Annotated in this window: 12 protein-coding genes; 9 read left to right on the top strand and 3 right to left on the bottom strand. The window is 32.3% G+C overall.

The window, feature by feature from the left end:
- Positions 1-60: 60 nt before the first annotated feature.
- Positions 61-2,454, top strand: a complete 2,394-nt coding sequence (locus ACJJV4_RS10360; protein ID WP_405294106.1) for an SGNH/GDSL hydrolase family protein — start codon at positions 61-63, stop codon at positions 2,452-2,454.
- A gap of 93 nt (positions 2,455-2,547) precedes the next feature.
- Here ACJJV4_RS10360 and ACJJV4_RS10355 read toward each other — a convergent pair whose 3' ends face one another.
- Entirely contained in the window at positions 2,548-3,420 is an 873-nt protein-coding gene (locus ACJJV4_RS10355) for an AraC family transcriptional regulator (protein WP_405294104.1), read from the bottom strand.
- A gap of 202 nt (positions 3,421-3,622) precedes the next feature.
- Between ACJJV4_RS10355 and ACJJV4_RS10350 the strand changes: the two genes are divergently transcribed.
- The 5 genes from ACJJV4_RS10350 (at position 3,623) to ACJJV4_RS10330 (ending at position 7,577) form a co-directional block, all read left to right on the top strand.
- Complete coding sequence (locus ACJJV4_RS10350; protein ID WP_405294102.1) at positions 3,623-4,219, top strand: hypothetical protein; 597 nt, start codon at positions 3,623-3,625, stop codon at positions 4,217-4,219.
- A gap of 414 nt (positions 4,220-4,633) precedes the next feature.
- On the top strand, positions 4,634-5,227 hold the full coding sequence (locus ACJJV4_RS10345) for a hypothetical protein (protein WP_405294100.1): 594 nt from the start codon (positions 4,634-4,636) through the stop codon (positions 5,225-5,227).
- Positions 5,228-5,625: 398 nt separating this feature from the next.
- Positions 5,626-6,219, top strand: coding sequence for a hypothetical protein (locus ACJJV4_RS10340; protein WP_405294098.1), 594 nt, complete (start codon positions 5,626-5,628; stop codon positions 6,217-6,219).
- A 382-nt stretch (positions 6,220-6,601) separates the two neighbouring features.
- Complete coding sequence (locus ACJJV4_RS10335) at positions 6,602-7,204, top strand: hypothetical protein (protein ID WP_405294096.1); 603 nt, start codon at positions 6,602-6,604, stop codon at positions 7,202-7,204.
- A 70-nt stretch (positions 7,205-7,274) separates the two neighbouring features.
- Positions 7,275-7,577 (top strand): hypothetical protein, encoded by a 303-nt coding sequence (locus ACJJV4_RS10330; RefSeq protein WP_405294094.1) that lies wholly within the window; start codon positions 7,275-7,277, stop codon positions 7,575-7,577.
- A 94-nt stretch (positions 7,578-7,671) separates the two neighbouring features.
- Here ACJJV4_RS10330 and ACJJV4_RS10325 read toward each other — a convergent pair whose 3' ends face one another.
- Both ACJJV4_RS10325 and ACJJV4_RS10320 read right to left on the bottom strand, forming a co-directional pair.
- Positions 7,672-8,454: an enoyl-CoA hydratase/isomerase family protein gene (locus tag ACJJV4_RS10325; RefSeq protein ID WP_405294092.1), complete on the bottom strand. Its 783-nt coding sequence runs from the start codon at positions 8,452-8,454 to the stop codon at positions 7,672-7,674.
- A gap of 42 nt (positions 8,455-8,496) precedes the next feature.
- Positions 8,497-9,990, bottom strand: a complete 1,494-nt coding sequence (locus tag ACJJV4_RS10320) for an ATP-binding protein (protein ID WP_405294090.1) — start codon at positions 9,988-9,990, stop codon at positions 8,497-8,499.
- A gap of 386 nt (positions 9,991-10,376) precedes the next feature.
- On the opposite strand from ACJJV4_RS10320, the gene ACJJV4_RS10315 reads away from it, so the two are divergent.
- Genes ACJJV4_RS10315 through ACJJV4_RS10305 form a run of 3 tightly spaced genes read left to right on the top strand, consistent with a single transcriptional unit; the run spans position 10,377 to position 13,384 of the window.
- Entirely contained in the window at positions 10,377-11,159 is a 783-nt protein-coding gene (locus ACJJV4_RS10315) for a DUF3108 domain-containing protein (RefSeq protein ID WP_405294088.1), read from the top strand.
- Between the two features lie 6 nt (positions 11,160-11,165).
- Positions 11,166-12,083, top strand: a complete 918-nt coding sequence (locus ACJJV4_RS10310) for a tryptophan 2,3-dioxygenase family protein (protein ID WP_405294087.1) — start codon at positions 11,166-11,168, stop codon at positions 12,081-12,083.
- Positions 12,083-13,384 (top strand): peptidoglycan DD-metalloendopeptidase family protein, encoded by a 1,302-nt coding sequence (locus tag ACJJV4_RS10305; RefSeq protein ID WP_405294172.1) that lies wholly within the window; start codon positions 12,083-12,085, stop codon positions 13,382-13,384. Before ACJJV4_RS10310 ends, ACJJV4_RS10305 begins: the two co-directional genes overlap by 1 nt.
- The last annotated feature ends 1 nt before the right edge of the window (position 13,385 follow it).

The following is a 13,385-nucleotide window of genomic DNA, read 5'->3' as shown; positions in this document are numbered from 1 at the left end:
TTTGTTTTTATCGATTATCGGTTTATCTTTGTAAGATGTAACGTATTTTTTTGTTATCCTATGAAAAACAACATCTATTTTATTGTATTTGTTTCATTGTTTTGTTCGCAAATATATGCTCAGAAAGAAAGTGTATTGGTAGATTTTGGTTACCTGTCTACTGCAAGTGCAAACCCTTGGAATAATATAACCGATAATTCTTCTGGCTTTACCAGTAATTTAATTAATTCCGATAACGTAAAAACAGGTATTGGTATTCAAGTTATCGATGGTTTCAATGGTATTGGTTCATCTGGAACTCAGAGTCCTTCGGTTAGTGAAATACCATTGATATCTGGAGATTCTTCAGGAGACTTTTTTTTCGGGACCGCTTCGGATTCGGGAGTATTAGAGTTTTCAAATTTAATAAGAAATAAGGACTACACGTTTACCATATTTGCTTCTAGAGATAATGTTTCAGATATTCGAGAAACTAATTATTTAATAGAAGGGATTACAAGCGAAACCTTAGTGTTAGATGCTGGAGGTAATTCTGCAAATGCAGTTTCGTTTACAGTAAAACCAAAAAATAATGGAACTGTTAAAATAACGGTGTTTACAGGAAGTAATAATAACTCTCAGTATAATTACCTGAATTGTTTAGCGATTAGTTATGATACTGATGTTGTAACGCCTTCTGACAATGCTTTGCTCATAGATTTTGGAGCAAATACCAACACAAGTGCTAGCCCTTGGAATAATATTACAGATCCAATAGCTGGTAGTATTTCGAGTTTGGTGAGTTATAGTGGAGCTAGTTCTGGTGTTAGTTTAGCTATTACAGATCGATTTAATTATGCTAATGAAGAAGGAACAGATTCGCCTGGTTTAACTATTAATGTGCCGGGAACGGCTACTGCTGATAGCTTTTTTGGAAATACTCCAGAATATGAAGGCAAAATTGAGCCAAGTGGAGCTATGCAGTTTGGTGGTTTTTCTTCTGGTGAGGAGGTCAGTTTTACAATGTATGCCTCTAGACTAGATTATGCGGAGTATGATAATAAACAGACCAAGTATATAGTAGAAGGATTAACTACAGAAACGGTTTATTTAGATGCAGCTAATAACATAAATAAATCGGTTTCGGCCTCTGTAAAAGCAAAGGTTGATGGCACAATTGATATTCTGATTTCAGCTGGAGAAGATAATACATCACCATATCAGTTCTTTTATATAGGTGCTATTAAGGTGGATTATAATCCAGTACCTAGTATTTCTGTGAGTTCTCCTAATGGCGGCGAGTTTTGGCAAGCAGGAAAAAATCCGGTTATTTCATGGGAAAGTAATAATTTGAGCGATAATATTACTTTAGAGTATTCCACAGATAATGGAAGCTCATGGACTGCTATAGCAACGGTTTCTGATGTTACAGAAAGTTATACATGGGAGGTGCCGAGCGAAGTATCCACAGATTGTTTGGTGAGGTTAACTTCTGGTGCTTTAAATGATGTTAGTGATAGTGTTTTTGAGATTTCGGACGATATATCAACATGTACCGTTGTTGTTATTGGGTCATCTACTGCTGAGGGGCTGGGCGCGTCTTCAATAGAGAATTCTTGGGTATATAAATACAATAATATTTTATTTCAAAATGATACAAGGCTTAATGTGGTTAATTTAGGTTTAGGAGGTCTTACTACATACAATTTATTGCCAACAGGCTCTTCTACAGCATTGCCTTCTGGGGTTAGTATTGATACGAATAGAAATATAACCAAGGCGTTATCATACGGTCCTGTTGCTATTATTGTCAATTTACCTTCCAATGATACTTATAATGGATATTCTCGAACAACACAGCTTGCTAATTTTGCTGAAATTAATACTGAGGCTGCAAATAGTAGTATTCCTATTTGGATAACAACAACACAACCCAGGTATTTTTCTGATCCGGCAGATGTTCAAACTCAGAAAGATGTAAGAGATGATATTTTGAGTACATATTTAGATAAGTGTATCGATTTTTGGACCGATATTGCAGATACCGATGGTACTATTTTATCTTATTTGGATAGTGGTGATGGTACGCATGTTAACGATGACGGTCATAGTATTTTATTAAATAAAGTTATTAGTAAAAATATAGGCGATTTAACATGTTCTAGCAGTACGCTTAGTGATGATGTTTTCGCTGTTGATAGCTTGTCGGTTAAATTGTATCCAAATCCATTAATCGATGGGGATTTAAATTTTAGTTTTGCAAGTTTAAATAGTGGTACATTGCAGTTGGAGCTTTACAATACTTTAGGACAAAAGATTACTGCTGGGAAAGAATTTTACAATTTTAATACAGGAAGTAATACGTTTAAAATAAATATGGACCATATAAAATCTCAGGTGCTATATTGCATCTTCAATTTTAAGTATAAAGGGGAGGCTGCTGTTACTAAAAGTTATACGCTTTATGTAGAATAGCGTTTTTTTAATTGAAAATAAAATAACGGCAACTTTAAAACTTTTAAGGTTGCCGTTATTTTTTGAGATTATCTAAGTAGTATAGGGTTTGTGTTATTGGATAATATGCTTAATTTCCTTTCGGTACTGAGAGGCACTTTTTCCTGTGATTTCATTAAACTGCTTATTGAAATGTGAGAAATTATTAAATCCACACTCAAAACAAACATCCGCAATGCTCATTTTACTTTCATTTAAAAGTTTAGTGGCATGCACAACTCTATATTCATTTACTAACTGTGTAAACGTTTTGCCTGTAGTTTTTTTGAAGTAGCGACAAAAAGCTGGTACAGTCATGCTAACTTCATTAGCGATATCATCTAGAGCAATATGCTCGCTAAAATTAGCATTGATATACTTGTATATGGTATTAATTTTATCACTATCCTGCGGATTGGTCTCTAAAGCAATTCCGTCGGCATTTAATAAAGTATAATCATCTGTTTTAGATAAGTGGTTCAAAATCTCTAAAAACTTCAGGACACGCTTTAAGCCATCGTATTCTAAAAGTTTTTCAATTTTAAGTCCAATTTTCTTTTTAGTATCAATTTGAAAACGAATTCCTTTTTTAGCTCTTTCAAATAGGGCAACAATATTTGCCATCTCTGGAACGGTTAAAAAATCGTCTCCTAAAAAATTTGATTTAAATTGTACCGTAGTTTCTGTACCATTGGCTGTAAGGCGATCACTAAAACCATTATGTGGCAAATTAGCACCTATTAGTATAAGTTGGCTATTATTAAAGTAAGATAAGTGATTTCCAATGTGTGTTTTACCTTGTCCTTTATTTACATATACAAGTTCTAGTTCTGGGTGAAAGTGCCAAAAAGCATTGTTTTTATCTGCCTTTTCGCCGTGCTGCCTAACTAATATAGAACTGCCAAAACTGGGGCTAATTTTTTCTAATGTAGGTTTTTTAATAATCATAGGGGAATATTTGTTGCAAAATTACGACATATTATGCATACATTATATATTTAATTACCTTTAATGTATGTTAAATTAACTTAACGCTCTATTAACACTGTATTAACAGATAATTTAGCATATAAATAGGTCAAAATTGTTGTTTTCTAAGGTTTATTACCCCTGTATCTTTGTACCGTAAGTTAGATTGAACGCCCAAATCATGAAAAACGCTATTATCATCTCAAAAAAAATTGTTTTATCAGCTGTGTTTTGCACAACCTTGTTAAGCAATGCCGCAAATACAAGTAATGGTATACTTGTTGGTAAGGATGTAATTAAAACAGCACTAACTATTAATAATGTAAAAGCTGGAAACCTATTATCTGTAAAAGATGAAAATGGCATAACATTATATAAAGAGTTCATTGAAGAGTCTGGAATTTATAAAAAAGGATTTGACTTAACAGCTTTACCAAGCGGAAATTATTTTTTTGAAGTTGATAAAGATGTTGAAATAAAAACAATTCCTTTTATAGTAAGTAATAATGAAGTTGCTTTTAATAGAGAAGCTGAAGTTACTGTTTACAAACCATTTGTTAGACAGCAAGATGATGCGATTTATATTACACAGTTTTTGCCAGATTTTTCAAAAGCAAAAATTGAAATTTATGCGAATTATAATGGAGAGTTAGAATTGCTACATGCAGATCAAATAGAAAACTCTCAATTAATTCAAAAAGCATACAGGCTTGAAAAAGGAAGTTATAAAATAATAATAAACTCTAATAATAAAGAGTATACAAAATTCATTAATTAGTTTAATGTCTTATTTAGTTTAGTTTAGTTGGTAAAGTGGGCTGTGGTGGCCCACTTTTTTTTGCTCTATTTTTACCTGACAAGCTTAACTACTACATTTCTATTTTTTTTCAGTAAAATGAACATCTTCAGTTTTTAGAAATTATCTCCCAGCCAATAGTTCTCAGAGCTTTCTAGTTTTTTGCTTTAAAAGCTAATTCCAAATTTATTTTTATACTTAGTATTTCTAGAGGTTTCTTTTTGGTCGATATCCATTTTTGATGCTTTTTTAACCTCAATATATGCTATTTTAATTAACCTTTTGATAATGTAATAATAACGGTTAAAATAGCACAGAAACCCATCAAAATCAATGCTTTGTGTTTGGTTTGTCTGTTGTATTTTTGTCTTGTTGAACGTTACTAAAACCAATATTATGAAAAACGTAATTAAACATTCCAAAAAAATCCTATTAGCAGTAGCTATGTTAACTGTATTAGTAGGTAATGCAAAAGAAAAAACATCATCCTTAAAGAAAGGACTTATAAAAACTGCCTTAACAATTAATAATGTGAAGGAAGGTAATTTGTTATCAATCAAAGATCAGAACGGTATCACTTTATATAAGGAGTTAATTTTAGAATCTGGAACTTACAAAAAAGGATTCGATTTAACAGCTTTACCAAACGGTAGCTATTTCTTTGAAGTAGATAAAGATGTTGAAATCAATACAATACCTTTTACTGTAGAGTATAATAAGGTGGTATTTAACAAGAACGAAGAGGTTACTGTTTTTAAACCTTATGTAAAAGAAAAAGATGGTGTTGTATTTATCTCGAAATTATCTCCAGACTATGGTGCTTTAAAAGTAAATATTTATGCTAACTATAAAGGTGAGTATCAATTACTTCAATCGGATAAAATAGAAAATTTACAAACTATTGAAAAAGTTTACAGACTTGAAAAAGGAAGCTATAAAATAGTTTTAAACTCTGATAATAAGGAGTATATAAAATACATTAATAATTAGTTTAATGTCTTATTTAGTTTAGTTTAGTTGTAAAAGTGGGCCGTGGTAGCCCACTTTTTTTTGCTTTAAAGTTAACTATATAGGGTGCATTGTGAAGGCGTTTTTTTTTATTTTTTGCGCTATGGTTTTATTTTTTGCGAGAAGTGATTTTTTTAAAATACACAATTAAATTTCTAAGCTTACAATCAAACTGATTTTTGGATGATAATGCTAAAGGTTTGTTATAGTTAAAATTAGTATCTATGTAGTTTTAACTTCGTTATATACTATTTTAATTCATAATTTTTTAACTTAATAATAACAGATAAAATAGCACATAAATTGGTGAAAATCAATGATTTGAGTTTGGTTTATCTGTTGTATTTTTGACATGTTGAACGTTATTAAAACCAAGTATTATGAAAAACGTAATTAAACATTCCAAAAAAATCCTATTAGCAGTACTTATGTTAGCTGTATTAGTAGGTAATGCAAAAGAGAAATCTTCATCCTTAAAAAAGGGTCTTATAAAAACGGCCTTAACGGTTTACAATGTAAAAAAAGGTAACTTATTGTCTATCAAAGATCAGAATGGTGTCACTTTGTATAAGGAATCAATTTTAGAAACTGGAACTTACAAAAAAGGATTTGACCTAACAGCTTTGCCAGATGGCGATTATTTCTTTCAAGTTGATAAAGAAATAGAGGTTAAAACAATTCCTTTCACCGTAAAATCTAGTACAGTAGTCTTTAAAAAAGATGAAGAAGTTACTGTTTTTAAACCTTTTGTTAGAGAAAAAGACGGTTATGTATTTATAACAAAACTTTCTCCAAATTATGCAAGTTTAAAAATTACCATTTATGCTAACTATAATGGGGATTTCGAGATGCTTTATTCTGATAAGTTTGAAAACTTACAAACTATTGGAAAGGCTTATAAGCTTGAAGAAGGAAATTATAAAATTGTAATGAACTCGGATAACAATGAGTATGTAAAATATATCAATAATTAGCATCTAATTTAGTTTAGTTGATAAAGTGGGCTTTTACAGCCCACTTTTTTTGCTTTAAACTTAACTTAACATTGAAAGAAAAGTGAACGGTTTTAATTAACGAGTCTTTTGTACGAATAGTTATTAGTGTTACTTTTTAAATTTACGAGCTTTGGAATCTACTTGTTGTTTTATGGAATATAATTGATCTACTGGGGGCGCTGTTATTTAATAATTATGTTGTTTCTATGTCTTTTTAACCGGCAGATATGTTATATTAACTTAACATTAAATTGATGTAATAATAACGGTTAAAATAGTATATAAATACATCAAAATCAATGTTTTGAGTTTGGTTGTTTGGTTGTAATTTTGACATGTTGAACGTTAAAAACACCAAATCATGAAAAACGTAATTAAACACCTTAGAAAAGGAATCTTAATGGTAACAATTTTTGCTACTATTTCAAGTTTCGCAAATGAAGTTTCAATTAAAAATGAAGCAGACAAAACCTCACTTACTTTAACAGATGTTAAAAAAGGGAATCTTTTATCTATTAAAGATGAAAATGGCATTGTATTATACAAAGAGTTTATACAGAAATCTGGAAGCTATACTAAAGGTTTCGATTTAACTGAATTGCCAGATGGAGACTACTTATTTGAAGTAGATAAAGATGTAGAGATTAGTACAATACCTTTTACGGTAGGAGCTAATGGCGTTACATTTGACAAAGCTGAAGAAAAAGTAATTTACAAGCCTGTAACACGCGTTGTAGGAGATTTACTTTATGTAACTAAGCTTTCTCTAGATGAAACTCCTTTAGAAATTGATATCTATTATGAATCTGATACTGCTCACAATGGTTTAGAGTCTGTTTATTCAGAAAAAGTTGAAAACTCTAAAATTATTGAAAGAGTTTACAAATTATCAGATTTAAAAGAAGGTAAATTTGAAGTAGTTTGCCATTCAGAAGGTAGAACATTTACAAAAACAATAAATTAATTCTAACTCAGCTTAAAAAAGGGTGAACCAAAAGGTTCACCCTTTTTTTTTCTCAAAAAATAACTAATCGATGAATACACTTAATCAACTAAGTCGTTTTAAAGAAAATATAGTATTTAAAATTATTAAATTTGATAATGCAAATACACAAGCAAACTGGCTTCTTAAACGAATTGCATTACATATTGTATGGGGGACTTTAAATGTAGTAGGTGTAATTTATTTGTTTAAAATAATTACGAATACAATATTAGAGTACTTTTTTTTAATTATTGGAGTTGCTTATTGCTTGATGTATTGGATTATTGCATCGAAAATATTTGATAGACTTATTGGTGACGAAATAGATCATTTAAGTCGTTGGAAACATTAGTAGTTCAAGTTTTTATTAATATTATTCGACAAAAAAAAGGATAGCTGTTTTAGGTAAAAAGCTATCCTCGATATTTAATAAAAAAATATTATACTTATTCTCCTGGAAATTCAGCAGGACGTTTTTGTAAAAAAGCAGTAGTTCCTTCCTTGAAGTCTGCGGTTCCAAAGCTTTTTCCAAATTGCTTTATTTCTGTTTTATATCCGTTTTCACCTTCTTTAATGCCTGCATTTACGGCTTTAATTGCTTTGGCGATAGCTACAGATGAGTTTTTCATTATTTTATTGGCCATTTTTTCGGCTAAAGGTATAAGCTCCGCTTGTGCTACTACATGGTTTACTAAGCCGTAGTTTTTGGCAGTTTCAGCATCAATCATTCCTGCAGTCATAATCATTTCTAATGCACGGCCTTTTCCTATAAGTTGTGGTAGTCGTTGTGTGCCTCCGTAACCAGGAATAACTCCAAGAGATACTTCTGGTAGTCCCATTTTAGCATTGTCGCTAGCGAGCCTAATATGGCAAGCCATAGCTAACTCTAATCCGCCACCTAAAGCAAATCCATTTACTGCAGCAATGACTGGAGTTGCTAAATTTTCTACATAATCAAATAATATTTTTTGACCTTTTGCGGCTAGTTTACCTCCTTTTTCTTCAGAGAAATTGGCAAACTCACTTATATCTGCGCCAGCAACAAAAGCTTTTTCTCCACTACCTGTTAAAATAATAACTTTCGTGTTTTTATCTTTATTGGCTGCTTTAAATGCCTCGTGCAATTCTTGTATCGTGTCTTTATTAAGTGCGTTAAGTTTGGTTGGGCGGTTAATTGTGATTTGGGTAATACCGTTGTTGGTTTCGGTTAATATGTTTTCGAAATTCATAATATTTAGTCTTTTTTAATCTCTTGCTAATTTACTTGTTTTTTAAGAAATATTATTTCTGAAATTATTAGAGTGTTCTGTGGTTTGCGGGAAAACTACTTTAAAAACAGCGCCTTTATCTATCTGTGATTCAAAAGAAATTGAGCCTTTGTAGGTCTCCACAATATTTTTAACCATCGCCAAGCCAAGGCCCATGCCGCTAGTTTTTGTTGTAAATTTAGGTTCAAAAAGTTTCTTTTTATTTTCTTCTAAAACACCCGATCCGTTGTCTGATACTGTTAGCACAACGTTACCATTATTTGTGCCCACATGTATGTTTATTTTGGGGTCATCTTTTGGAGGCATGGCTTGTATGGCGTTTTTAACCAAATTAGTTACCACGCGAATAAGTTGTGTTCTATCGAAAATGGCAATAATTTCCTCTTTCTCAGTGGTGAAATAGATATAGTGTTCGTTAAAAATATCGAGTGCTAGTTTTACAATTTCTACTACATTTAAAGTTTCATTTTGTTGTGCTGGCATTTTTGCAAAGTTGGAAAATGCTGAAGCAATGGAGCTCATGGTGTCTATTTGCTGAATAAGTGTTTTGCTGTATTCGTCTAGTTTAGAATGTATGTTTTCATCTTCTGGGTTAAACTTACGCTGAAAGCTTTGCACGGTTAATCGCATTGGTGTTAGAGGGTTTTTAATTTCGTGTGCCACTTGTTTTGCCATTTCGCGCCAAGCTTGTTCGCGTTCGCTTTTTGCAAGTTGTACGGCGCTTTCTTCAAGTTCGTCTATCATGCTGTTGTATGAGTTGACGAGGGTTGATATTTCTTCGCTAGTATCGCTAATTTCAATACGTTGATTTTGTTTTTCTAAACGTGTAGTGTTTATTTTGTCGCTAATTGTTTTTAGAGATTTGGTAATGTATTTGGATAATAGAAAAGCAATACCAATAGCCATAAGTAAAACGAATAGGTAGGCGTAGATAATTCGGGACAAAAATTCATCGAGTTCTTTGGCTAGAAAATCATCATTTTCCAAATACGGAATATTTAAAATAGCAATGGGTTTGGATCTGTTATCGGTAACGTAAGTGAAAGAGGATTGAAAAGTTTGTCCGTTTTCGAGATGTTTATCCACATAACGATGATCTGGCGTATTGGATATGGCATTTAAAACATCGGCACCCAAGCATTTTTCTACAGCCGATTTTTGTAAGCCTGCGCTAGAGGCTATTAATAGCCCGCCATCTAAATCGTAAAGTATAATTTGTAGTTTGTGTATGTCGGCAATATTATATATTTCTTCTTTAAATATTACAGGAATATTTTCGGTTTTTACTTCCCAAGTGTTTTGCCTACCGTTTAGTACGCGTTTTATGTGTGTTTTTGTGTTTAGTTCTTTACGCTCTAATCGCTCGGTGTGATAGTCTTTAGTTTCTTCTTTGTATTGGTAAATGGCAATGCCTGTAATAAGTACAGATGCTAGTAAAACCAAGAGAATCATGGAAAGGAATATGCGGGTACGAAGTGACGGTTTTTTTATTTTCATTAACATATTTGTAGTGGTCTAAATATAACAATAATCGCACCAAAGCTTACATAAGAGGGCTTAAAAGTTATTTTTATAGCTGAATTCTGCGGTTGGTTGCGTTAGGGATTGTAGCATTGTTGGAGCTCTTTTTGTGTTGTTGCACCTATTGCAACACAAAAAAGCGACTGCGGAAAGCCCGACCCTTTTCGGGGAACGCCCAAAGTTTTATTTTAGTTTTGCTTAAGTGAGAAATTTACGGGTGGTTGTAACAAATTATTGTTAAGAGCTTCTAATAAATACGGGGAGTAATTATAATTTTTCTATTTTTGGAATAGTAATTGTAATTTATTGCTTGTTACAATAATTGTACATTTAATAAGTTACATGATATGACCTACAAAGAAATGAAAAGAATACTACTTATATTATTGTTGGTTTTTGTTGCGCAAACTAGTTTTTCGCAGTCAGAATCGGCTTTTGAAGATGGCGAATGGTTTAAGTTTAGAATGAGCTATAGTAATTGGCTTAAGGCTGGTAATGCTACGCTGTCTGTGCATGACGAGGTTTTAAACGGTAAGCCTGTTTATCACGTAGTTGGAAAGGGTTGGACAACTGGAATGATTAAGTGGTTTTTTAAGGTGAAGGATCGTTACGAAACATATTTTGATAAAGAGACTATTTTGCCTTACAAGTTTATACGTAATATTGACGAGGGTGGCCACACTAAGGATTTAGAGATTGATTTTGATCAGAAAAACCACAAAGCTCATGTTAACGATAAAAAGCATAATAAAAAAGTAATTATTGATACTAAGCCTAATATACAAGATATGGTATCTACGTTTTACTATTTACGCAATCATTTGGATACGGAAAACCTGAAGGTTGGTAGCGAGGTGAAAATTGATATGTTTTTTGATGAAGAGAATTATGGTTTTAAATTGCAGTATTTAGGTGAAGAAACTATTGAAACCGATTTTGGAGATGTGAAAGCTTTAAAATTTAGACCCTATGTTATGGCAGGGCGCGTTTTTAAAGAGGAAGAAAGTTTAACCCTATGGGTTTCGAAAGATAAAAATAAATTACCTTTGCGTATAAAGGCAGATTTGGCTGTGGGTTCGCTTAGAGCAGATTTAGACGCTTTTAGAGGGTTAAAGCACCCTTTTAATGTTGTTGTTAAAAACTAATAAATTTTGAACTCTAAAATTACCGATCAAATTAAAGCTAAGTTTGAGGCTATTGACCAAGATGTTGATGCGCATTTGGAAGGCTTATTGCATAGTAAACCCATTAATTATTGGGATTATATACAAACAGATGCTTTATTGAATTTGCAAGTGCAACGCACGGTTTTTCCAGATGAGTTGGTTTTTATAATGTACCACCAAGTGAACGAGTTGTTGTTTAAAATGGTGCTTTCCGAAATGGATCAGATTGCTAAAAACGACACCATTGATACCGAAACGTTTACTGTTAAAATAATGCGTATAAGCCGTTATTTTGATGTGTTAACGTCTTCTTTTAGTATCATGAAAGATGGTATGGATGTAGAGCAATACAACAAATTCAGAACAACTTTAACGCCTGCAAGTGGTTTCCAGAGTGCACAATACCGTAAAATTGAATTCGCATCTACAGAATTAATAAATTTAATTGATAAGCGTTTTAGAGATACGTTTGATAAAAACTCATCATACGAAAATGCTTTTGAACATTTGTACTGGCAAGCGGCAGGGAAGGATTATAAAACTGGAAAAAAAACGTACACATTATCCGATTTTGAAGGTCGTTATAAAGATGAGTTTATTAGATTTACAAAGTTTTATCAGCATAATAACCTGTGGAGTAAGTTTAAAGGGCTTCCTAAGGCATCGCAAGAGAATGAAGATTTAATAAATGCCATGAGGCATTACGATTATACTGTAAATATTAAATGGGTAATGGCGCATTACAATACCGCAAATCATTATTTAAATATTAACGGTAAAACTGCCGAGGCAACCGGAGGAAGTGAATGGGTAAAATATATGCACCCAAAATATCAAAAAAGAATATTTTTTCCAGATTTATGGACAGAGAAAGAAAAAGAAACGTGGGGAACAAATATATAATGCTATTAGCGGCATGTGCCGTATTTTTTGCAAGTTGTAAAGACGATGAAAAACAAGAGATTTTAGAAGAGCAAGATTTGGCTGTTGTAGAAATGCCTGAGGAGAATCTTGAATTTGGGTTTAATCTAGACGATTTTATTGTAAAGCGCGACACGATAAAAAGTGGCGATACTTTTGGTAAAATTCTTGATAGAAACCACATGTCTTATCCTAATATTTTTGACATTGTAGAAAAATCTAAAGATAGTTTTGATGTTAGAAGTTTGCGCCCGGGGAAACCGTATACCTTACTATGTGCAAAAGATTCTTTACAAACTCCCAAATGTTTTGTTTATCAGCCCAATGTGGAGGAGTATGTTGTGGTTAATTTTCAAGATTCCGTTCATGCCTACACAAGTAGAAAGCCTATAAAGTATGTTGAAAAAACAGCTACGGGTATTATAACCAATAATATTTCTCAAACTTTAGAAGAGCAGGGCTTAAGTCAGCGTTTGGCTTATAAAATGGCCGATGAAATTTATGCTTGGACTATAGATTTTAGACGTTTACAGAAAGGTGATCGATTTAAAGTTATTTATACCGATAAATATATTGATGATACTATATATTCTGGTGTTCATGATGTTAAGGCTGCTTATTTTGAGCATAATAACGAGCCATTTTACGCTTTTGAGTTTGTTACAGATTCCGCAAAAGGCATTGTAGATTATTTTAACGATGAAGCTAAAAATTTGCGTCGAGCATTTTTAAAAGCACCAGTGAAGTTTAGTAGAATTTCATCTCGATATAATTTAAAAAGACGTATTGCGGTTTATGGTTTTAAATTACGTCCGCACAAAGGCACTGATTTTGCGGCACCAATAGGTACACCTATTATGGCAACTGCAAATGGTACGGTTACAGAGTCTACAAGGCGCGGTGGTAATGGTAAGTTTGTGAAAATAAGGCATAATGCAACTTATGAAACCCAATATTTACACATGAAAGCGCAAAATGTTAAAAAAGGACAGTTTGTTAAGCAAGGAGATGTTATTGGTTGGGTTGGCATGACTGGTAATACCGGAGGCCCGCATGTATGCTATCGTTTTTGGAAAAATGGCAAACAAGTAGATCCGTTTAAACAAAAATTACCTGAAGCAAAAGGAATTTCAGATTCACTTAAAGTAGATTATTTAGAGTTTATAGCACCTATTAAAAGGCAATTGGATGCTATTGATTTCTTAGAAGATGTTTTTGAAGATGAAAAAATAATAGAACCTACAATAAAACAAAACACTAACGCAATATCATTTAATAATTAAT

The sequence above is a fragment of the Algibacter sp. Ld11 genome, assembly GCF_045066735.1.
Classification (GTDB): domain Bacteria; phylum Bacteroidota; class Bacteroidia; order Flavobacteriales; family Flavobacteriaceae; genus Algibacter.
This window is presented reverse-complemented; position numbering and strand designations above follow the sequence as displayed.